Source organism: Candidatus Accumulibacter sp. ACC005 (assembly GCF_907163215.1).
GTDB lineage: Bacteria > Pseudomonadota > Gammaproteobacteria > Burkholderiales > Rhodocyclaceae > Accumulibacter > Accumulibacter regalis.
The window spans coordinates 250,330-271,086 of the sequence record NZ_CAJQUB010000001.1; the positions used below are offsets into that span (position 1 = coordinate 250,330).

Annotated in this window: 19 protein-coding genes; 9 read left to right on the top strand and 10 right to left on the bottom strand. The window is 64.9% G+C overall.

What is annotated here, in order from left to right; translation table 11 throughout:
• Positions 1-3: 3 nt before the first annotated feature.
• The 3 genes from galE to QZ613_RS01170 all read right to left on the bottom strand — a co-directional run bounded on the left by galE (position 4) and on the right by QZ613_RS01170 (position 2,674).
• Positions 4-1,008: a UDP-glucose 4-epimerase GalE gene (galE, locus tag QZ613_RS01160; RefSeq protein ID WP_043565282.1), complete on the bottom strand. Its 1,005-nt coding sequence runs from the start codon at positions 1,006-1,008 to the stop codon at positions 4-6.
• Between the two features lie 282 nt (positions 1,009-1,290).
• Entirely contained in the window at positions 1,291-1,599 is a 309-nt protein-coding gene (locus tag QZ613_RS01165; RefSeq protein WP_043565280.1) for an H-NS histone family protein, read from the bottom strand.
• Positions 1,600-1,837: 238 nt separating this feature from the next.
• Positions 1,838-2,674: a flavin reductase family protein gene (locus QZ613_RS01170; RefSeq protein ID WP_291863412.1), complete on the bottom strand. Its 837-nt coding sequence runs from the start codon at positions 2,672-2,674 to the stop codon at positions 1,838-1,840.
• A 250-nt stretch (positions 2,675-2,924) separates the two neighbouring features.
• On the opposite strand from QZ613_RS01170, the gene mutY reads away from it, so the two are divergent.
• The 3 genes from mutY (at position 2,925) to gshA (ending at position 5,762) form a co-directional block, all read left to right on the top strand.
• The gene (gene mutY / locus QZ613_RS01175) at positions 2,925-3,980 is read left to right on the top strand and encodes an A/G-specific adenine glycosylase (RefSeq protein ID WP_291981275.1); all 1,056 of its coding nucleotides are present in this window, start codon (positions 2,925-2,927) and stop codon (positions 3,978-3,980) included.
• 97 nt (positions 3,981-4,077) lie between these two features.
• Positions 4,078-4,206, top strand: a complete 129-nt coding sequence (locus tag QZ613_RS01180; RefSeq protein ID WP_291863408.1) for a hypothetical protein — start codon at positions 4,078-4,080, stop codon at positions 4,204-4,206.
• Positions 4,200-5,762: a glutamate--cysteine ligase gene (gene gshA, locus QZ613_RS01185; RefSeq protein WP_291981277.1), complete on the top strand. Its 1,563-nt coding sequence runs from the start codon at positions 4,200-4,202 to the stop codon at positions 5,760-5,762. The genes QZ613_RS01180 and gshA overlap by 7 nt, the downstream gene beginning before the upstream one ends.
• A 66-nt stretch (positions 5,763-5,828) precedes the next feature.
• On the opposite strand, the gene QZ613_RS01190 is transcribed toward gshA, so the two are convergent.
• Positions 5,829-8,036, bottom strand: coding sequence for a carboxy terminal-processing peptidase (locus QZ613_RS01190; RefSeq protein WP_291863452.1), 2,208 nt, complete (start codon positions 8,034-8,036; stop codon positions 5,829-5,831).
• 461 nt (positions 8,037-8,497) lie between these two features.
• Between QZ613_RS01190 and QZ613_RS01195 the strand changes: the two genes are divergently transcribed.
• The 6 genes from QZ613_RS01195 (at position 8,498) to QZ613_RS01220 (ending at position 15,614) form a co-directional block, all read left to right on the top strand.
• Positions 8,498-8,839: a copper-binding protein gene (locus tag QZ613_RS01195; protein WP_291863404.1), complete on the top strand. Its 342-nt coding sequence runs from the start codon at positions 8,498-8,500 to the stop codon at positions 8,837-8,839.
• A gap of 80 nt (positions 8,840-8,919) precedes the next feature.
• Positions 8,920-10,224 carry a TolC family protein gene (locus tag QZ613_RS01200; protein ID WP_291863403.1) on the top strand — a complete coding sequence of 435 codons (1,305 nt, stop codon included), beginning with the start codon at positions 8,920-8,922 and terminating at the stop codon, positions 10,222-10,224.
• A complete protein-coding gene (locus tag QZ613_RS01205; RefSeq protein WP_291981279.1) occupies positions 10,221-11,765 on the top strand; it encodes an efflux RND transporter periplasmic adaptor subunit in 1,545 nt (514 codons plus the stop codon). Before QZ613_RS01200 ends, QZ613_RS01205 begins: the two co-directional genes overlap by 4 nt.
• 1 nt (position 11,766) lies before the next feature.
• Positions 11,767-14,925: an efflux RND transporter permease subunit gene (locus QZ613_RS01210; protein ID WP_291981280.1), complete on the top strand. Its 3,159-nt coding sequence runs from the start codon at positions 11,767-11,769 to the stop codon at positions 14,923-14,925.
• A gap of 157 nt (positions 14,926-15,082) precedes the next feature.
• Complete coding sequence (locus QZ613_RS01215) at positions 15,083-15,346, top strand: type II toxin-antitoxin system RelB/DinJ family antitoxin (RefSeq protein ID WP_291863397.1); 264 nt, start codon at positions 15,083-15,085, stop codon at positions 15,344-15,346.
• Positions 15,333-15,614, top strand: a complete 282-nt coding sequence (locus tag QZ613_RS01220) for a type II toxin-antitoxin system YafQ family toxin (protein WP_012806066.1) — start codon at positions 15,333-15,335, stop codon at positions 15,612-15,614. The genes QZ613_RS01215 and QZ613_RS01220 overlap by 14 nt, the downstream gene beginning before the upstream one ends.
• Positions 15,615-15,830: 216 nt before the next feature.
• Here the strand turns inward: QZ613_RS01220 and QZ613_RS01225 are convergent, their stop codons facing one another.
• The 6 genes from QZ613_RS01225 to QZ613_RS01250 form a co-directional block, all read right to left on the bottom strand.
• Positions 15,831-16,082 (bottom strand): DsbA family protein, encoded by a 252-nt coding sequence (locus tag QZ613_RS01225; protein WP_291902221.1) that lies wholly within the window; start codon positions 16,080-16,082, stop codon positions 15,831-15,833.
• A gap of 372 nt (positions 16,083-16,454) precedes the next feature.
• A complete protein-coding gene (locus QZ613_RS01230; RefSeq protein ID WP_291981282.1) occupies positions 16,455-17,006 on the bottom strand; it encodes a hypothetical protein in 552 nt (183 codons plus the stop codon).
• A gap of 276 nt (positions 17,007-17,282) precedes the next feature.
• A complete protein-coding gene (locus QZ613_RS01235; protein WP_043565270.1) occupies positions 17,283-18,182 on the bottom strand; it encodes a hypothetical protein in 900 nt (299 codons plus the stop codon).
• Complete coding sequence (locus QZ613_RS01240) at positions 18,179-19,231, bottom strand: MlaD family protein (RefSeq protein ID WP_291865862.1); 1,053 nt, start codon at positions 19,229-19,231, stop codon at positions 18,179-18,181. The genes QZ613_RS01235 and QZ613_RS01240 overlap by 4 nt, the downstream gene beginning before the upstream one ends.
• The gene (locus QZ613_RS01245; RefSeq protein WP_291865865.1) at positions 19,228-19,935 is read right to left on the bottom strand and encodes a hypothetical protein; all 708 of its coding nucleotides are present in this window, start codon (positions 19,933-19,935) and stop codon (positions 19,228-19,230) included. Before QZ613_RS01245 ends, QZ613_RS01240 begins: the two co-directional genes overlap by 4 nt.
• Positions 19,936-20,751, bottom strand: coding sequence for an ABC transporter permease (locus tag QZ613_RS01250; protein ID WP_291865868.1), 816 nt, complete (start codon positions 20,749-20,751; stop codon positions 19,936-19,938). It lies immediately after the preceding gene.
• Positions 20,752-20,757: the final 6 nt, after the last annotated feature.

Below are 20,757 nucleotides of genomic sequence, written 5' to 3' on the forward strand. Positions count from 1 at the left end.
CGCTCAGGTGCTTGCGCACTGCTGCTGCCAGCGCCAGGCATCGCTGCACATCTCTTCGATGCCGCGCCGTGCCTGCCATCCGAGCAGCGCTTCGGCGAGCGCCGGGTCGGCGTAGCAGGCGGCGATGTCGCCAGGCCGCCGCGGCACCAGTGCGTAGGGTACCGGGCAACCACTGGCGGTTTCGAAGGCACGCACCATGTCCAGTACCGAATAGCCGCAACCGGTACCCAGATTGACCGTCAGCAGTCCGCCCTTGTCGAGCAGGTAGTCGAGTGCCGCGAGATGGCCTTCGACGAGATCCATGACGTGGATATAGTCGCGGACGCCGGTGCCGTCGGGCGTCGGATAGTCGTTGCCGAAAACGCTCAGCTGCTGGCGTTTTCCTGCCGCCACCTGCGCCACGTAAGGTAACAGGTTGTTCGGGATGCCATTCGGCTCCTCACCGATCAGGCCGCTGGCGTGCGCGCCGACGGGATTGAAGTAACGCAGGCGGGCGATTCGCCATTCCCGGTCGGCCTGCGCCAGGTCGGCCAGGATGTCTTCGATCATCAGCTTGCTGGCGCCGTAGGGGTTGGTCGCCGAGCGCGGGAAATCTTCCCGGATGGGGACCGAAGCCGGGTCGCCATAGACGGTCGCCGACGAACTGAAGATCAACGTCTTTACGGCGCACTCGGACATCACTTCGCAGAGGACAATCGCGCCGCCGACGTTGCAGTCGTAGTAACGCAAGGGTTGCGCGACCGATTCGCCGACCGCTTTCAGCCCAGCGAAATGGATGACCGCATCGATCGGCGACGCGGCAAAGACCCGCCGCAAGAGCGCACGATCGCGGACGTCGCCTTCGAAAAAGACCGGCCGCCGGCCAGCGATCCGGGCCACGCGGTCGAGGACCTCGGGTCGACTGTTCGAGAGGTCGTCGACCACGGTCACGGCGTGGCCGGCGGCCAGCAGTGCGACGCAGGCGTGCGAGCCGATATAGCCGCTACCTCCCGTTACCAGGATATTCATTCTCGTTCTCTCATGGATGCGCGCTGCTGCGCGCTTCGAGCGAGCAGCATCGCACTGTGCCAGGATCATCGTGCCGCTTGCGGCGGGCTTTCCCAATCACGCCGGACCGCCATCGCCGCAGATTCTCCGGCAGCGCTATTGGCGTTCTTCCGGCGCGATCAGACTCCGTCTGGCTCGCTTGCCGCGCAAATTCGCGAGCGGGGCGGCGCAGCCTGCCGGTTGGCAACTCCTTCCCCAAGCGGGGGCGTAGCGCCGCAGCCAGGCGACGCTGAGCGCGCGCCTCTAGCGGGAAACGAGGAACTCGTCGCGGTGCCGACCCTGGGCTTCAAGGCTGGTCAGCCAGTTCGGCGCCTTGCCGCGCCCGGACCAACCTTCGCCGTTCGGACCGCGATACTTTACGGCGACGGTTGTCCGCGTTTTGCCGGCCAGGGCGCCGAGGCCCCTGAAGCCACAATCGGCCGCCGTCAAACCATATTCGGCAATCAGCTGCTTGGCCTGGACGATAGCCGCCGCCACTTCCGAGCGCCGCGCCTCGGCGATCTGCTGTTCCAAGGAATCGCGTTGCTCCAATAACTCTCTGTAAGTCGCCATACTAATCTCCTGGGGTAAAATGTCTTATGAAAATAAAAAACCAATTGAAACAGTCAGTAAGCCACCCGTCAAGGGAGAATCTCACGAACCCGAGGTTTCTCTTTGTCGGTCGGTGGACCGGCAATAGAGGAAATCGCGCAGGCGAATAATCTGCCCGCCGCGTTGTCCTGCCAGGGACGCCGGCGCCGGCAGCCGCGTTGCGCGCCGACCTGCGCGGCCGGGGATTGCCGTCCGTTGTTCACCGTGATTCCCGTGCAGTGGCGCGCAGCTGGCGATAGCAGCCGCCATGAAAGATCAGTGGCTCGTTGGCCTCGCCGCGGGCAAATCGCTGTACGCGGCCAAGGAAGACGAGATGGTCGCCGCCCGGGTATTGCACCTCGTTGGCGCATTCGAACCACGCCGAGCAACCTTCGATGAGCGGTATGCCGCCGATTCCGCGGCTCGTCGCCACCCCTTCGAAACGATCGCTATTGTCTGTCGCCGCGAAGCAGTCCGAGATACCCTGCTGACTGGCGGTCAGCACGTTTACCGCGTAGAAGCTTGCGCGGCGGAACGCCTCAAGCCGTGGCGAGTGAGCCGACAGGCTCCAGATAATCAGTGGGGGGTCCAGCGAAACCGAGTTGAACGAGCTGATGGTCACGCCCATTGGCTGTCCGTCCTGGTCCACGGCCGTAAGTACGGTAACCCCGGTCGCAAAGCTGCCCAGTGCGTCGCGGAAGTCACGGCAGACAAGATCTCGGGAAGCCAGTGCGTGGCCCGTGTCACAAGTCTCGCACGGCGGCTCGGCAAGCGCTGCAGCGGACGTGGGACATGCCTGTGAGGGGAGGCGCCGGGACATCAGGCGCTCCTGATGCGTGCTCGAGGCATGCTGATATATTGAGTCGGCAGGAAGATTCGTGAGGTCCTCTATGGCCAATAAACACTTGGCATTGGCGGTAATGGCATCGCTAGATTTGACACTCTCGCGATTATGGTTGTTGAACTCGCCCACTCGTCGGGCGCCGGCAATAATACCAAAGGCGGGATTATCCTCGTGTGGCGTTTCTGTGTCGACATTATTCTGGCGTTGGCGCATAAGAAAGGTCTACGGCATCGTGCGCGCCGAACTTAATAGCTTGTCATTGTTAACCGTGGGGCGGTGTTCGCCAGCCCGGACTCGCTGCACGCGGCAAGCGACCGCGAAAAGGGGGAGAATTGCCTGCTTTCCGTGCGGAGTTTCATGTTGATCGCTGCCGCTCATCTTCGCGTCAGCCGGGAACGCGGCCTGGCGCTGCCAGCCACGCGCGCGGCTGTCAAATTCTTGCGCGTTCTGCCACAGGTGGCACATGGCTGACGCCGGCGATTGCGCGCATGGATTTGCCAGCCGCGTCATCGCCTGGCAGGCAGCGAACGGCCGCCACGATCTGCCCTGGCAGAAAACGCGCGACCCGTACCGCATCTGGATCTCTGAAATCATGCTGCAGCAAACGCAGGTGCAGACGGTGCTTCCCTACTACGCGCGTTTCCTGGCCTGTTTTCCGACACTCGAAGCCCTCGCCGGCGCGCCGCTTGAGCGCGTCCTCGAACTGTGGTCGGGGCTCGGCTACTACGCGCGCGCGCGTCATCTCCATCGATGCGCACAAGCCGTCGCCGCTGGCGCAGGCAAGCTGTCGGCAGATCCCGAAGAAAACGCACGCTTGCCGGGGGTTGGCCGCTCGACGGCCGCGGCGATCAGCGTTTTTGCCTTTGGCCGCCGGGCGGCGATCCTCGACGGCAATGTGAAACGCGTGCTGGCGCGCTGTTTTGCTGCCGAATCGGCGGCCACCGCCACGCAGGAGGAACGCCGGATGTGGGCGCTCGCCGAAGCGCTCTTGCCGGGCAGCGGCATCGAAAGCTACAGCCAGGGCATGATGGACCTCGGGGCGACCGTGTGCACCCGCCACCAGCCGCGTTGCGCTGTCTGCCCACTGCACGAGATCTGTATCGCTTGCCGCGACGGCCGCCAGGCCGAGCTGCCGCGGCGGCGTACGAAGCGCGCGCCAGCGCAGCGCTTGACCAGCATGTTGCTGCTCACAGACGGTCGGCGCGTGTTGCTCGAGCGGCGGCCGCCTGTCGGACTCTGGGGGGGCTTGCTGAGCCTGCCTGAAGCCAGCGCCGACGGCGCCGAGGTTTTTGCCGAGCGTCACGGCTGTCGGCTGCTGACCAGTCGCGCACTGGCGCCAATCGAACACAGCTTCACCCATTTCCGCTTGACCATGCAGGTGCTGCGGTGCCAGGTCGAGGTTCTCGGCCAGCAGGCGAATCAAGCCTCGCTGGAATGGCTGCCGGTCGATGCGGTCGCCGCCGCCGCTCTGCCGGCGCCGATCAAGAAGCTGCTGCTGGCGCTGCCTGGTGTCGGCTGACCCGTGCGGCCTTCGACGCCTGGCCCTGGTATGGCAAACTGGCGCGTGAAGGCGCCGTGTGAGACGCTTGTCCGCTTGTCCAAAAGGGGAGGAAACCATGCCGCGCTTGCACGACCACCCGAACTCAAACCTGATGCAGCTTGCCCTGTTCGGCGAAGCGGCCGACGCTGGCGGCAGCGGTGCATTGGACAGTAACGCCATCGTGCTCTATCTTGCCCCATGCTGACGTTCACATGTTGCGATGAAATCCGGCACTTTTTCTCTGCCGGTTGCGCGCAGGCCCTGCGCGGTATCACGCGCGGCTACGAGCGCGAATGCTTGCGCGTGGATGCCAGCGGCCATCTGGCCCAGACGCCTCATCCCCTGACGCTCGGCTCCAAACTCACCCACCCCTGGATTACCACCGACTACGGCGAGGCGCTGCTGGAGTTCATCACCCCTCCGTCACAGGACCCGGCGTTTCCGTTGGACTTCCTGCGCGACATCCACCGTTTCGCGGCCCGGCAACTGCAGGAGGAAACCATGTGGGCCGGCTCGATGCCCTGCGTCGTCGGTGACGACAAGACCATTGCCATTGCCAACTACGGCACGTCCAACTCCGCCAGGATGAAGGCTGCCTACCGCGAAGGCCTGGGCCTTCGCTATGGGCGCCACATGCAGGCGATTGCCGGGGCCCACTACAACTGGTCGCTGCCCGACGAGTTCTGGGCGATCCTGGAAGGCTGCTGCTCGGTAAGCGGCAGCAGGCAGGACTTTGTCAGCGAGCGCTATTTCGGATTGATTCGCAATTTTCTGCGCTTTGGCTGGTTGATCCCCTACCTGTTCGGTGCCTCGCCAGCGATCTGTCAATCATTCCTGCAAGGCCGCAGTTCAGACCTCCAGGAACTCGTTCCAGGGACCCTGTTCCGCCCCTACGCGACCAGCCTGCGCATGAGCGACCTGGGCTATCAGAACCGGGCGCAGGATCAGCTGCACGTCAGTTTCAATTCACTCGCCGAGTACACCCAGGCACTGGAGATTGCGATTCGCACCCCTGATCCGTTCTACCAGGAACTGGGCGTGCGCGACGGCGACCACTGGAGACAGCTCAATGCGAACCTGCTGCAAATCGAGAACGAATTCTATGCCGGCATCCGGCCCAAGCGTGTCGGCAAGGCGGGCGAGCGTCCGGCGATGGCCTTGAAGAAGTACGGCGTCGAATATCTGGAGGTGCGCCTGTTTGACCTGAACCCGTTTGTGGACGTCGGTATTGCCCCCGAGCAAGCGACCTTTGCCGACATCCTGTTGCTGATGTGCCTCTTTCGTCAGAGTCCGCCGATTACGGCCCGCGAGCAGGGCGAGAACGATGAAAACCTGGCGCGTATCGTCAACCGGGGCCGCCAGCCGGGCCTGAACCTGCTGGTGCACAACCGCAAACAAGCGTTCCGACCGATCGCCCACGCCCTGTTCGACGACATGCAGCCTTTTGCCCAGATGCTGGATGCGGCCTACGCTGGCAATCACTACAGCACGACGCTGGCCAGCCTGCGCACGCGCATTGATCACCCGGAGAGCACGCCGTCGGCGCAGGTGCTGGCGGCCGCGAGGGAGCACAAGGGCTACTTCAAATACGCCATGCAGCAGTCCCAAAAGCACCACGAGGGCTTGCTCGCCCAGCCACTCGACGCGGCTACTCTGGCAAAGTTCGAGGCCAGCGTGCAAGCCTCGCTGGCCGAGCAACAGCGATTGGAGGCGCTGCCGCAGGGGCGGTTTGAGGACTACGTGGCGAGTTACTACGCATGAGGTTCGCGCGCACCGGAAATGCCCTGGTCGGAGGATAGGGCGCAGTTTGCGGTGAAATAGGCTTGCCTACGCACCGGGTTGCTTCGCCGGTGCGTGCTCAGACCGGCCCGGCGCTGGTTGGCCGGGAATCGTCGGCGCAGCCGGCTTGGTGCGCGCAGCCACTCTGGTTTCGCGCTTGAGCAAGCCGACCTGATCGCTGAGAATATGGGCGGCCTCTTCGAGCAAGATATCTTTCGCGTTTTTCCGCGCCGTTTCGGCCGCCAGTTCATTGCTGAGATCACGTTCGTCCGCCTGCAGGCCATCGTCCTGCGCTGGCGGCGTATTCTTCGTATCGACTTTCTCGCCGGCGTCCCGCAATTTTTTCCGCGCGGCAAGTTTGGCCTCCTGGTCCGCACGTTCCCGACGCCTTTCCACTTCGTTCAGGGAGATTGAAGTTTTCTTGCGCAAGCGGTTCACTTCGGCCACATCCTCCTTCAGGAACTGGAACTCCTGAACCGACTTGACCCGGGCTTCGTGACGCTTTTGCAGGGTGGGCAGGAGCGCTTTTGTATTGCCTTGGGGCGAATAGTCCGCAGCCTGGACGCCTGCCCAGGGGAGCGCGTTGTCAAAGCTCGACTCCCCGGAGTTCTCCTCGTCGGCAAACGAGGGGAAGTTGATGTCCGGCTCTACGCCCCTGAGTTGCGTGGTGCCTCCATTGACACGGAAGAACTGGGCAATGGTCATTTTCAGGTCGCCAAGGGACGGGGTCTCGTTTTTGACGAGCTGATCGAGATTGATCATCGTCTGCACCGTGCCTTTTCCGAAACTGCGCTCGCCGATCACCAGGCCACGGCCATAGTCCTGAATTGCCGCGGCAAAGATCTCCGAAGCGGATGCCGAACTCCGGTTGATGAGTACGGCCAGCGGTCCGTCCCATGCAGCGGTGGCGTTGGCAGACTTGGCCACGGTGACGTTGCCCTGAGCGTCGCGCTGTTGTACCACCGGTCCCGCGCCGATGAACAGGCCGGTGAGCTGGATCGCTTCGGACAGGGAGCCGCCGCCGTTATTGCGCAAATCCATCACCACACCGTCGACCTTGTCGGCCTTCAATTCATCCAGCAGCCGGGAGACATCGCGGCTCGCGCTCTTGAAGGCGGGGTCACCTCTGCCTTGCGCCTCAAAATCGGCATAGAACGCGGGGAGGGATATCACCCCGATGCGGCGTGTCGTCTTGCCCTCGGCCACGGAAATGAGCGACTTCTTCGCCGCCTGCCGGTCCAGCGTTATCTTCTTCCGCGTCAGCGAGACGCGCTTGTGCTTGCCGTCAGGGCCGGCATCGACGGGCAGTATGTCGAGCAGCACAATAGTGTCCGGTTCGCCGCGAATTATCGCCACGGTGTCGTCCAGGCGCCAGCCCAGGATATCGGCTATGGCTCCGTTCTTACCCTGACCAACGCCCATGATGCGATCGCCGGGCTTCAATTGCTCGGAGAGCTGGGCGGGGCCGCCGGGCACCAGTTCGCGAATGAGCGTGTAATCGTCTTTCTGGGTCAGCACGGCTCCGATCCCGACGAGCGACAGGCGCATTGAAATCTCGAACTCCTCCGCTGCCCTAGACCCCATGTAGTTGGTATGCGGCTCGATGGCCGTGGCGTAGGCATTCATGAACAGCTGGAAGGCGTCCTCACTCTTGGTCCGGGCAACTCGCTGCACGGAATTTTCGTAGCGGTTGTCGAGCGTTTCGACAATGGTCTTGTCGTCCTTGCCGGCGAGCTTGAGTCGCAACCAGTCGTTCTTGACCCGTGTACGCCACAGCTCGCGAATTTCCGATTCGGATTTTGCCCAGGCTGCCTTTTCTCGATTGTATTGATAACGGTCCTGCTGGCGAAAATCGAAACCGGCCTTGAGCAGGCTGCGGGCGTAGGTGAAACGTTCGACGACGCGTTGCGTGTAGAGGTTGAAAATGGCAAAGGGAAGGCCGAGGTATTCGCCGTAGATTGCGTCATCGAAACCGGTGCGTGCAGCCTCGAGCCGGTCGATGTCGTGTTGCACAAAGAAGCGCTTCTCCCCGTCGAGCAATTCCAGGTAACGATCGAAGATCTTCGCCGACAGCGCGTCATCCAGGGGGACTGGCTTGTAGTGGTGCCGGGTGAGCAATTCTGCCGCCAGGCGTGCCGCTTTCGGTTGTTCGGCGAGGGGCTTCAAGGGCGGGACGACCGTCGTCGCCAGGTCCGGCGAGGCGGCCTGCACGCCAATGGCTGCCAGAAGCACTATCCACAACAGTATTTTTTTCATCGATGTCCAGCCTCGTCGAGCCGCCGAGCCCTGCGACCCGGTGCAAAATCGGTATCTCTGTTTTCGCTTTCCGGAACCTTCCCGGCTAACCACAACCCTTGTTGAGTGCGCGCAATATTAGTGACTTTGTCGGGCGACCGATAGGCACGAACTGTAACCGGATGTGCGGCGTGAGATGTTCGCCACCGCATCCTGGGCCTGTTCGGGGCAGCTTCGCGTGTCGGGCGAGGGTCGCCGACCGTGGATCATCGAGTGTCGCGGCCGGACCGCCGCTCGGTGGCCGAACAAGATTACGTGAATGTAATCTTTACGTCAGCTTGCTGAGCGGGTGGAGCAGGCATCATCTGCGACCTTGGTCACCGTTGGTGCGGCGCTCGTGACGTGTTTGTGCAAGAAGAAGCCTTCGTTGCGAGACGCAAACCCGGAGCCCATCGACCCCCCATCTACCACCAGGATCCGCCATGAAATCCTTGTTCCCCGCCGTTTCCCTGCTTGCCCTGCTCGTTGCCAATCCGGTGCTTGCCGCCGGCGAGCACGACTCCCACCATCCGGCGGGCAGCAGCGCCGCCAGCGTCAAGGCAGCAGCGTCCGAAGGCACGGTGAAGAAAGTTGACAAGGCCGCTGGCAAGATCACCATCAAGCATGGTCCGCTGGCCAATCTCGGGATGCCGCCGATGACCATGGCCTTCCGTGTCAGCGACCCGGCGATGCTCGATCAGGTCAAGGCGGGCGAGAAAGTGAGCTTCACCGCGGAGAACGTCGGCGACGCCTTGACGGTCACCGCACTCGAAGCGCTGAAGTAGCTTTCCGCGCCGTCTAGCGCCATCACGCCGCGTCCGTGCGTTTCGGACGCACCTTGTCCTGCTTGCCGGATTCCCGACCGATGATGCTTTTCACGTCGCGCGCCGCGACCTTACGCCTTGCCGTCGCCGGCAGTGTGCTGCTGGCGCTCGTCTTGCCCACTGTGCCGGCCTACGCGCAAGGCCCGGCCGCTGCCCCGCTGGGTGCTTCGCTCAGTGGCCTGCTGAGCTACGCTCGCGAGCACAACCCCGAGCTGGGGGTCCGCAAGTTCGAGGCGCAAGCGGCACGGGAACGGGTGGAGCCGGCTGCGGCGCTGCCCGATCCGCGCTTCGAACTCGAACTGATGGACTTCACCAACACCGTGAACTCCGGACGCGCGCCTTCGCTGCTGCCCGGGCAGGTGGGCAACACCCGTTACCGGGTGGTCCAGCCGCTGCCGTTCTGGGGCAAGCGCGAGTTGCGCGGTGAAGTCGCCGAGGCGCTCGCCGAGCAGGTCGAGACCCTGCAGGATGGCACCGTGCTTGAGGTCGAGAACCGCATCAAGACCGCCTACGCCCGGCAGTTCCAGGCCTCCGGCCAGATCCGCATCCTCCGTGAGACCCTGTCGCTGCTCGACGCCATCGAGCAGCTGGTGCTGACCCGCTACGGCGTCGGTCTGGTACCGCAGCAGGACGCCCTGCGGGCCCAGAGCGAACTGACCAGCGTCAAGATCGATCTCGTGGAAGCCGAACGGCGCAGACGCGACAACGCTGCCAAGCTCAACGCCCTTCTGGCACGTGACGGCGATGCGCCGCTGGCCGAGCCCGCGCAACTGCCGCCAGCCCCCGCCAGAATTTCCTACCAGAGCTTGCTCGAACAGATCCGCACGCGCTCACCAGAGGTCTCACGCGAACGTTTCGGCGTTGTTGCCGCGCAAAAGAGTCGCGAACTGACCTGGCTGAACCGTTATCCGGACTTCGCCGTCGGCCTGACCAACAACCGCCCCTACAACGCGCCCGACAACTGGGAAGTGATGGTCGGGGTGACCATTCCGCTGCAGCAATCGTCCCGGCGCGCCCAGGAGCGAGAGGCCGAGCGCCGCCTGGATGCCGCACAGACGCGCGTGCTGGCCGCTGAAACCCGTCTCGCCGGCCGGCTTGGCGAAACGCTCGCCGCTTTCGAGGCCAGCCGCGACAAGGCGCGCCTGCTGAAGCACACCTTGTTGCCGCAGGCCAGCGCCACTTTTGAAGCCGCCCAGTCCGGTTACGAAAGCGGCCGGGTCAACTTCAACACCCTGATCGACGCCGAGCGGCAGATTCTGCGCGCTCGTCTGGCCTTGCTCGACGCCGATGTGGACACCGCCGTTCGCCTGGCCGAACTCGAACTTCTCGTGGGAGCACCGCTGTGAACCGCACTCTGACGCTCGTCCTGGCGCTGGTCGCCGTCGGCGCGGCGCTGGCGGCCGGCTACTGGGCCGGCAGTCGGCAGCCGGCAACCCGCGGCGAAACCGTCGCCAGTGCCGGTGCGCAAGGCGCCGCGCCCGGCGAGTCCGCCGGCAAGAACGAGCGCAAGGTCCTCTACTACCGCAACCCGATGGGTTTGCCGGACACCTCGCCGGAGCCGAAGAAGGATTCGATGGGCATGGATTACATCGCCGTTTACGCGGACGACGAACCCGACGGCAGCGGCGTCGTCAAGGTCAGCCCGGCGCGCGTCCAGACGCTCGGCGTCAAGACGGCGCGCGCCGAAGAACGGACGCTGGACTCGGCGTTGCGCACGGTTGGCCGGGTGGAGGTCGACGAGCGCCGGATTCACGATGTCGCGCCGCGTTTCGAAGGCTGGATCGAACGGCTGCAGGTGAGCGCCACCGGTGACCCGGTGAGCAAGGGACAGCCGCTGTTCTCCGTCTACAGCCCCGAGCTGGTCTCCGCGCAGAAGGAGTTGCGCATTGCCGAGGGACTTGAGGAGAGTGCCGGCAATGCCGATCCGGCGGCCCGCGACGGCGCCCGACGTCTTGCGCAGGCCGCTCGCGAACGCTTGCGCAACTGGAAGGTTGCCGGCGCGGCCGGCGCGCAGAACGCGCTGGTCACCTTTTCGTCGCCGGCCACCGGCGTGGTGCTTGAGAAGAAGGCCGTCGAGGGAATGCGTTTCATGGCCGGAGCGGTCATCTACCGCATCGCCGACCTGTCCACCGTCTGGGTGATCGCCGACGTCTACGAACGTGATCTGGCCCAGGTTAGGCCTGGAGACGCCGCGCGGGTGATCATCGACGCCTTTCCCGGACACCTCTTCGAAGCCAGGGTCACCTACCTCTATCCGACCCTCAACACCGCGACACGCACGACGCCGGTCAGGCTCGAACTGAAGAATCACGACGGCATGCTGCGTCCGGGAATGTTCGCGCACGTCGAGATCGCCACCGCGGGCAAGGCCGCGCGCCTGACCGTGCCGCCGTCAGCGGTGATCGACACCGGCGACCGCCAGGTGGTCCTGCTCGTGCTGGGCGAGGGCAGGTACAAACCGCAAGCCGTCAAGATCGGTTTGCGCGGGCGTGACGCGGTCGAAATTCTCGCAGGAATTCAGGTCGGCGACGAAGTGGTCACTGCGGCCAACTTCCTGATCGACGCCGAAAGCAACCTCAAGGCGGCGTTGTCGACCTTCACTGCGCCCACGGCGGCAACGACGGAAAAAGCGGCGGCGAAGCGGTACCAGGCGCAGGGTTCGATCGATTCACTGGATATCGCGTCGAACACCGCGTCGGTCACGCACGAGCCGATTCCGGCGCTGCAGTGGCCGGCGATGACCATGGAGTTCGGGCTGGCGAGTCCCGCGGTGGCCAAGGGCATCCCGCCCGGCGCACCGATCCGTTTCGAGTTCGAGGACCGCGGCGATGGCGAGTTCGTGATCACCCGCATCGAGAAGGCCGCCGCCAGGCACGAGGGTCACTGAGATGCTCGATCGGCTGATCGAATGGTCGGCGCGCAACGTCTTCCTGGTCCTGCTGGCCACCCTGGCGGTCGTCGCCGGTGGAATCTACGCGGTCAAGAAAACGCCGCTCGACGCCTTGCCGGATCTTTCCGACGTGCAGGTGATCGTGTTCACCCCTTACGCCGGGCAGGCGCCGAAGGTCGTCGAGGATCAGGTCACCTATCCGCTGACCACGGCCATGCTGGCGGTGCCGAAAGCCAAGGTGGTGCGGGGCTTCTCGATGTTCGGCGCCTCCTACGTCTATGTGATCTTCGAGGATGGCACCGACATCTACTGGGCGCGTTCGCGGGTCCTGGAGTACCTGAGCTCGGTGCAGGGCAATCTGCCGCAAGGCGTTTCAACGCAGATCGGGCCCGACGCCACCGGCGTCGGCTGGGTCTTCCAGTACGCGCTGACCGGCAAGGATCAGTCGCTGGCCGACCTGCGCAGCGTGCAGGACTGGTACGTCCGTTACCAGCTGACCAAGGCCGGTGGCGTCGCCGAAGTGGCCAGCGTCGGTGGCTTCGTCAAGGAGTATCAGGTCATCGTCGACCCGCACCGGCTGGCCAGCTATGGCGTTTCGCTGGCGCGTCTGGCGCAGGTGATTCGCGAATCGAACCGCGACGTCGGCGGGCGCGTCGTCGAGCTGGCCGAGAAGGAATACATGGTGCGCGGGCTCGGCTACCTCAAGGGCGTCGGCGACATCGAGACGCTGGTGCTGAAGAGCGATGGCGGAACGCCGGTGCTGGTGCGCGACGTCGCACGCGTCGAGATCGTCCCCGCCGGGCGGCGCGGGATCACCGAACTCAACGGCGAGGGCGAGGTCGTTTCGGGGATCGTCATGGCGCGCTTCGGCCAGAACGCACTCGACGTGATCGCCAACGTCAAGGCCAAGATCGAGGAGTTGCTGCCGGGGCTGCCCGAAGGGACCGAAATCGTTCCCGTCTATGACCGTTCGCAGCTGATCGAGCGCGCCATTGACAACCTGAAATGGACCTTGCTCGAAGAGAGCCTGATCGTCGGCGCCGTCTGCGTGATCTTCCTGATGCACGTGCGCAGCGCACTGGTCGCCATCCTGACGCTGCCGATCGGCATCCTGATTGCCTTCATCGCCATGCGCACGATGGGCATGGGTTCGAACATCATGAGCCTGGGGGGTATCGCGATTGCCATCGGGGCGATGGTCGATGCGGCGATCGTGATGATCGAGAACGCCCACAAGCGACTCGAACACCTGCCGCCGAACGCGACCAGACACGACCGCGCGGCGACGATGATCCGCGCCTGCAAGGAGGTCGGGCCGGCACTCTTCTACTCGCTGCTGATCATCACCGTTTCCTTCCTGCCGGTGTTCACCCTCGAGGGCCAGGAAGGGCGGTTGTTCAGCCCGCTGGCCTTCACCAAGACCTTCGCCATGGCCGGCGCAGCGGTACTGTCGGTGACGCTGGTGCCGGTGCTGATGATGTTCTTCATTCGCGGGCGGATCATGCCCGAGCAGAAGAACCCGGTGAACCGCTTCCTGATCTGGGTCTACCGGCCGATCATCCAGGCCGTGATGCGCCACAAGATCGTCACCCTGCTGCTCGCGGGCGTCGTGATGGCGGTCACCGTCGTGCCGGCCAGCCGCATCGGTTCGGAGTTCATGCCGACGCTCAACGAAGGCTCGCTGTTCTACATGCCGGCCTCGCTGCCGGGTATGTCGGTGACCGAGGCGGCGCGCCTGCTGCAAACGACCAACCGGGTGATCAAGACCTTCCCCGAGGTCGAGTCGGTCTATGGCAAGGCCGGTCGTGCCGCCAGCGCCACCGACCCGGCGCCGATCGAGATGTTCGAGACGGTGATCAACCTCAAGCCGGAGAAGGAGTGGCGCGCGGGCATGAACGTCGACAAGCTGATCGCCGAGATGGACGCCGCGCTCAAGTTCCCCGGCCTGGCCAATTCCTGGACGATGCCGATCAAGGCGCGCATCGACATGCTGTCTACCGGCATCCGCACGCCGGTCGGCGTCAAGGTCTTCGGCAAGGAACTGGCGGTGATCGAGAAGGTCGCCCGCGAGATCGAGCAGGCGGTGAAGGACGTACCGGGCACCTCGAGCGCCTACGCCGAGCGGGTCACCGGCGGCTACTACCTGGACATCACGCCGAAACGCGAGCAACTGGCGCGCTACGGGATCACCGTCGGCGACTTCCAGCAGGTGATCGCCAGCGCGCTCGGCGGCGCGACGGTGACCACCGCCGTCGAAGGTCTCGAGCGCTACAACGTCACCGTGCGCTACCCACGCGCGCTGCGCGACGATCCGCAGCGCATCGCCAACGAGGTCTTCGTGCCGAGCCAGGCGGGGATGATCCCGCTCGGCCAACTGGCGAGCATCGAGCTGCGCAACGGCCCGCCGGGCATCAAGACCGAGAACGCGCTGCTCGCCGCCTACGTTTTCGTCGACATCCGCGATCGCGACGTCGGTTCCTACGTCAAGGATGCTCAGAAAGCCGTCGCCGACAAGGTCACTTTTCCGCCCGGCTACTACGCCACCTGGTCGGGCCAGTTCGAGTACATGGAGCGCGCCAAGGCCAAGCTCGCCCTCGTCGTGCCGCTGACGCTGGCGATCATCTTCGTGCTGCTCTACCTCAACTTCCGGCGCCTGACCGAGACGCTGATCGTCATGCTGTCGGTGCCGTTTGCGCTGGTCGGCGGTATCTGGCTGATGTGGTGGTTGGGCTACAACATGAGCGTCGCAGTGGCTGTCGGATTCATCGCCCTGGCCGGCGTCGCCGCCGAAACCGGCGTGGTGATGCTGATCTATCTCGATCAGTCGTGGCAGGAAATCACCGCCAGGCGCCGCGCCGAAGGCGTCGATCCGAGCGCCGCCGACCTCTACCACGCGATCATGGAAGGCGCCGTCGAACGCGTGCGGCCGAAGATGATGACCGTCGTTGCGATCATGGCCGGCCTGCTGCCGATCATGTGGTCGACCGGCACCGGCTCGGAAGTGATGAGCCGCATCGCCGCGCCGATGGTCGGCGGCATGGTTTCGTCGACGGTGCTGACGCTATGCGTGATTCCGGCGCTGTATGCGCTGGTCAAGCAGTGGCAGTTGCGGCGGAGTCTGGCGCGGCCGGCGGCGCAAGTGCTGAGCGCGGACTGACTCACGGCCGTCGCTTCGCCCTGTCGAGACCATTGTTTGCGACGCTTTGCCGTTCGTGTGGCAAACAGATGTTTTCCGACATCCGGCCAACACGCAAGGGATGTGTCATGGCGTCTCGTGGGCTACAATGTAGCTCACCAAACTGGAGGATCAGAACATGTCCGAAAACGCTGTTGTCCGTGCCAGGATCAACGAGCACATTAAGGAAGAGGCGACCGCCGTGCTTGCGGCGATGGGGCTGACCGTGTCGGACGCCTTCCGCATCATGCTGACCCGCGTCGCACGCGAGAAGGCACTGCCGTTCGAGCCACTGGTTCCCAACGTCGATACTATCGAAGCGATGAAGGAGGCGCGCAATGGTGGCCTGAAGTCGTTCGCCACCGTCGAGGACCTGATGGCGGACCTGAATGCGGAAGATTGAGCACACTGGCCAGTTCAAGCGTGACTACAAGCGCGAAACCAAGGGACCGCACCGGCAAACGCTGCAAAGTGACTTCGTCGCCATCGTCACGGCCTTGGCCCATGATCAGGTTCTGGCCGACAAGCACCATGATCATTCGCTCAGTGGGGATTGGAAGGACCACCGGGATTGTCACGTCAAGCCCGACTTGGTCTTGATCTACAGAAAACCGGACGACAACGTACTCCAGCTCGTTCGTCTCGGTTCGCACAGCGAACTTGGCCTGTGAGCAGCCGGGCTCCGGGGCAAGGAAATCAAGGATACGGCGAGCGGAATCACCGATGTGGAACGAGCACTACACGTTCCAAAGCGACGCCAAGGTGATCGACCTGGAGCTGGATGCGCTCGTGGCAGGGCCAGCGTGGGGATGATGGAATTTTCGGCGGTTCCGGCTTACAACCCCAGTCACATGACGACCTCAATAGAGAGGCCTCTGCCAGATTGCTTACCGTGCTTTATTTTCCGTTTTCTGAGACGACCCCTTCTTGAGCTCTTGCTCGACGAGCGCCTTCAATGGCGCCTCGCCGAAGTCACGCAAGGGCGTGCCATTGACGAAGAAGCCCGGCGTGCGATTCACCCGCAGCGCCCTCATGTCGGCGATGTCCTGCCGCAGCACCTGGTCGACGGCCGGCCCATCGGCATCCGCTCTCGCCTTCGCCATGTCCAGGCCGATGTCGCCAATGACGTCCCAGATCAACAGCGGCTGGGGCCGGTCATGCGCGGCCCACTGCGGCTGCGCAGCCAGCGCCCGCTCGAGCGCCTCCCAGCGACCCGACGACGGGGTCCCGACGACGGGGCGACGACGGCAGCGCCGACGGGGTCACAGCGCCGACGGCAGCGCCGACGGGGTGAGGTCTTGACTTTTGCCCAAGGCACGGGGAAAGACCTGACCCGAAGGAGTGAGACCCCAAGGAGTGCCAGACGTCCCCAGGCGAAAGGCCGCTTACGGCTGGTCGCGAGCCTGGCCGTCAACGGTTGGTTTGAGCACCGTATCCGTTCATGCGTCGTCTCGATGGTGCGTCGAATACCCGTGCGCGCGAACGCGATGCGAGCCATTCACCGCTCCTGATCAGCGGGGCGCTTCGGCAGGGGGCAGGATGGCTTTCGCCTCGCGTACCAGCGCCGTGTCGCCGCTGCGCGCTGCGCCGTTGATCGCGCGGCGCAGCCAGTCCCGGGCCTGCGGGTCGTTGCGCTGTGCTGCGCTGCGACCGGCGCGATACAGGTAGTTGCCCGCGGCCTGCAGGCGGCCGGCCTGCTCGGCGATGCCACCGGCGCTGGCCAGGGCGCGGGTCATGCCGCGATAGTCGCGCTCGACGCGACGCAGATCGGCCACTTGATCGAACAGGCGCAGGGCGCCGTCGATGTCGCTCTCGAGGCCGAGCAGGCTGGCCTGCAGTTCCAGGTAGTCGGCACGGGAAGCGACGGCCGTACCCTCCCGCAAGGCCGCGATGTGGTCGCGAAGTGCCGGCAGTGCCGCGAGGTCGGCGGCGATCAGGCCGGCGATGAAGTGCGCCCTGGCGCGGGTGGCCGGGCTTGTGTCGCCCGCCTGCAGCACGGCGGACAGCGTGGCCTGTGCCCTATCGAGACGGCCTGCCCGGTAGTGAATCGTGCCGGCAAGCAATTGCAGTTCCGGGTCGACAGGCAGTCCGCGTCGCCTGGGTCACAGCGACGACGGGGTCAGGTCTTGACTTTTGCCCAAGGCACGGGGAAAGACCTGGCCCGAAGGAGTGAGACCCCAAGGAGTGCCAGACGTCCCCAGGCGAAAGGCCGCTTACGGCTGGTCGCGAGCCTGGCCGTCAACGGTTGGTTTGAGCACCGTATCCGTTCATGCGTCGTCTCGATGGTGCGTCGAATACCCGTGCACGCAAAAGCCATGCGAGCCATTCACCGCTCCTGATCAGCGGGGCGCCTCGGCAGGGGGCAGGACGGCCTCCGCCTCGCGCACCAGCGCCGTGTCGCCGCTGCGCGCTCCGGCGTTGATCGCGCGGCGCAGCCAGTCCCGGGCCTGCGGGTCGTTGCGCTGTGCTGCGCTGCGACCGGCGCGATACAGGTAGTTGCCCGCGGCCTGCAGGCGGCCGGCCTGCTCGGCGATGCCACCGGCGCTGGCCAGGGCGCGGGTCATGCCGCGATAGTCGCGCTCGACGCGACGCAGATCGGCCACCTGATCGAGCAGGCGCAGGGCGCCGTCGATGTCGCTCTCGAGGCGGAGCAGGCTGGCCTGCAGTTCCAGGTAGTCGGCACGGGAAGCGACGGCCGTACCCTCCCGCAAGGCCGCGATGTGGTCGCGAAGTGCCGGCAGTGCCGCGAGGTCGGCGGCGATCAGGCCGGCGATGAAGTGCGCCCTGGCGCGGGTGGCCGGGCTTGTGTCGCCCGCCTGCAGCACGGCGGATAGCGTGGCCTGTGCCCTATCGAGACGGCCTGCCCGGTAGTGAATCGTGCCGGCAAGCAATTGCAGTTCCGGGTCGACAGGCAGTCCGCGTCGCCTGCGCTCGGCGTCCGCCCACTCGGTCTGCGTCAGCGCCGCGTCGTAATCGCCGAGATAGGTCTGGCAGAGCGCCAGATTGAAGCGCGCATCGATGATGCTGGCTGGCGAATCTTCCGCCAGGGCTGCCTGCACGACCGCTGCGTAGAGCGTCACGGCCTGGCTGTACTGAGCCTGATCGAAGGCCAGACGGGCCGAGCGATCGAGCGTTTCGCGCTTGCTGGTCGCTGCCTGTTGCGGCTCCGCCGTACCCGCGCAGCCGCCGAGCGCCAGGCCGACGGCCAGCAGGCCGAGCAGAATTGAAAACCGGCTCATGGGCGAACCTCGCCCGGTGGCAGCCGACCGCCCGTCTCGGGCGGCGCGCCGCCGCCGAGCAACCAGCTGTTGCGCAGCTGGCGCAGCAGCGCCTCCAATTCCGCCAGCGTCTGCTGGGTCATGCCGAGCAGGACCGGGATGTTGGCTGTCGTTTCGCCGATGTCGCGGCTGATCGCCGGCAGCTGAGGTGAGGTCTTGCGCAGGTCCAGCATGACCGCGTCGAGCGATGTCAGGACCGACTTCACGCGGCCCGTGATCTCCGGCAGCTCCTTGCTCTGGGCGTTGATTGATCCGGACAGCAGCTTCGCCTGTGCGGCCGTCGCCTGCAGTTCGTCGAGGATCGGTGCCAGACGTGCGACGGCGGCGTTGGCTCCCTTGATCAACTGATCGAGTTCGATGGCGGTACGCTCGTCACTGAGCAGGCGGCCCACCGCTCCCTTGCCGCGCTCGATGCGCCCGGTCATGGTCCTGAAATCTGCCAGCGTCTTCTGCAGGTCGCCCTCCGGGTTGGCGAAGCCTGCGGTGATATCGCCCAGCGCGGTCATCGTCCGTTCGGTCTGCTCGAGGATCGGTATGACCCGGCCGCGCACGTCCTCCAGGATCTCGCCGATGCTTTCCGTCTGCGCCCGGTCCGGAGCCGCCTGCAGCACGGCATAGTCCCAATCCATCTCTTCGCCGCGGCCCCTGGTGATCTCGACGTAGCTCTCGCCCGCGACGCCGAAGGTCTTGCGGATGACCGCCTGCGAATCTCGGCGCACGAAGGGCGCCATCGAGCCATTCAGGCGCGCCAGCGCATGGATCTTCTGGTCCGGGTCGATGACGATCTTCAGGATCTTGCCGGACGGCGTGCCGAGCACCTCGATCTTGGCGCCTTCGGCGAGGCCAAAAAGACCCTCGTCGGGCAGCACCAGGCGTACCGTCTTGCCGGGATCGAACAGCTCGCGCAGGGCCTCGGCCTTGATCAGAGTCAACAGGAAGAGCACGAGCACTGCCAGCACGGTCGCGCCGAGCAGGCTGCGGTAACGGCGGTTGTCGTTCGATTTGTTCACGGGGCAGCCTCCAGCAGAAGCAGCCGGCTGCCGGCGATCCGGTAGCGTCGGTCGGCAGAAATCCCGGGCTCTTCGAGCAGGCTGCGCTGGTGGGTGAACCAGATGATGGCGCCGCGGCGGCGGCGCACCTGCTGCACGGCATTGATCAGCGGCGCGAAGGTTCTGCTTTCGGTGGCTTCGATTGGCTGCTCGAGAACGACCAGCTTCGGGCGTCCCAGGAAGGCCCGAACGCACGCTGCGCGTTCGAGATCGGACTCCGAGCACTGATGCGGCAGCAGGGTCGGGATCCCCGGCAGGCCAAAGCTCAGGGCGAGCTCGCTGGCCCGCTGGCGGATGATTTCTTCGGCCAGCACGGTCTGATGGCGCAGCGGAAGAAGCAGGTTTTCCATCACCGATCGGTTCTCCAGCCAGTTCCCACCGCTCATCACCCTGCCGATACGGCTGCGCAAGCGGCAGGCTTCGGCTGCATCGAGGTCGGCCCACGCGACGCCCAGGAAGCGCACCTCGCCGGCACCGGCCAAGCCGAGCAAGGCATCGGCCAGCGCCGCGCTCTGCCCCGTCGTCGGCGAATGCACCAGGTGCAGTTCGCCGGCTTGCAGGCACAGGTCGTCGGCCAGTATCGAACCACCCCGGGGCGACACGACGGACAGACCGGCGGTCTCCAGGATCGGGGGGGCTGCGGCCAGGTCGTCGGACGCGCGCATCTACAATACCGTCGACACGGCTATCCCGATCAGCAGCGTCGCCAGCAGAGAGTACATGAAGGCCTTCGGCAAGGCCCGGCGCACGCCGAGGGCACTCGCTTCGACCCTCAGTCCATGCCAGATGGCCACGTAGCCGATCACGAAACCGGTGAGGGTCGGTTTGACGACCAGCAGCAGATGATCGCCCAGAGTCATCCTCGACAAGACCGCATCGGCAAACTCGACCAGGGATAGCGCGGTGAGACCGGCCAAGGAAGCGGCGAGATAGCCGGACCAAAGTGCGGTATGGAGGAAGATCGTGGTCAGCGCGAACAACGCGAGTGCCGAGGCGAAGCAGCGCGGAATGGCGAGAAAGTCGGTGGCGTCAATGCCGAAGGACTCGAGCATGCGGATCTGCCCGTTGACCTTGAGATGGCCCACCTCGTCGAGCATCACCGAACCACTGCGGCCGATCACGATCAACGCCGTGACGATGGGTGAGAGCTCGCGGATCAGCACCAGCACCAGAAAGTCGCCGATCGACCCCTGCTGTCCCGTCACCCGCAGCCAATAGATGATCTGCAATACCAGACCCAGACCTACCAGCAGGGCGGTGATCATGACTGCGGGTATGGCGCACACCCCCGTGAAGTAGAAGAAACGCTCGAACTCCGTCCACATCGTCCGGCGCCAGTTGCCCGGTGCCAGGCCACGTGTCAGGGTCGCGGTCAGGTCCCCGGTGAACAGAAAGACGTCCGTCGTCGTGTCGATGATTCCCTGCCCGAAGCGGCCGAGCAGATTTGGCCGCTCTGCCGTGGGCGCTGCGAGCGTGGGCAAGCCATT

Bases quoted from the DNA above. Each gene is read 5' to 3' on its own strand.
- gshA (WP_291981277.1), top strand. From the start codon at position 4,200: ATGCTGACGTTCACATGTTGCGATGAAATCCGGCACTTTTTCTCTGCC.
- QZ613_RS01220 (WP_012806066.1), top strand. From the start codon at position 15,333: ATGCGGAAGATTGAGCACACTGGCCAGTTCAAGCGTGACTACAAGCGC.
- QZ613_RS01235 (WP_043565270.1), bottom strand. From the start codon at position 18,182: ATGAGCCGGTTTTCAATTCTGCTCGGCCTGCTGGCCGTCGGCCTGGCG.
- mutY (WP_291981275.1), top strand. From the start codon at position 2,925: ATGGCTGACGCCGGCGATTGCGCGCATGGATTTGCCAGCCGCGTCATC.
- galE (WP_043565282.1), bottom strand. From the start codon at position 1,008: ATGAATATCCTGGTAACGGGAGGTAGCGGCTATATCGGCTCGCACGCC.
- QZ613_RS01170 (WP_291863412.1), bottom strand. From the start codon at position 2,674: ATGCGCCAACGCCAGAATAATGTCGACACAGAAACGCCACACGAGGAT.
- QZ613_RS01245 (WP_291865865.1), bottom strand. From the start codon at position 19,935: ATGCGCGCGTCCGACGACCTGGCCGCAGCCCCCCCGATCCTGGAGACC.
- QZ613_RS01200 (WP_291863403.1), top strand. From the start codon at position 8,920: ATGATGCTTTTCACGTCGCGCGCCGCGACCTTACGCCTTGCCGTCGCC.
- QZ613_RS01165 (WP_043565280.1), bottom strand. From the start codon at position 1,599: ATGGCGACTTACAGAGAGTTATTGGAGCAACGCGATTCCTTGGAACAG.
- QZ613_RS01210 (WP_291981280.1), top strand. From the start codon at position 11,767: ATGCTCGATCGGCTGATCGAATGGTCGGCGCGCAACGTCTTCCTGGTC.
- QZ613_RS01195 (WP_291863404.1), top strand. From the start codon at position 8,498: ATGAAATCCTTGTTCCCCGCCGTTTCCCTGCTTGCCCTGCTCGTTGCC.
- QZ613_RS01180 (WP_291863408.1), top strand. From the start codon at position 4,078: ATGCCGCGCTTGCACGACCACCCGAACTCAAACCTGATGCAGCTTGCC.
- QZ613_RS01190 (WP_291863452.1), bottom strand. From the start codon at position 8,036: ATGAAAAAAATACTGTTGTGGATAGTGCTTCTGGCAGCCATTGGCGTG.
- QZ613_RS01215 (WP_291863397.1), top strand. From the start codon at position 15,083: ATGTCCGAAAACGCTGTTGTCCGTGCCAGGATCAACGAGCACATTAAG.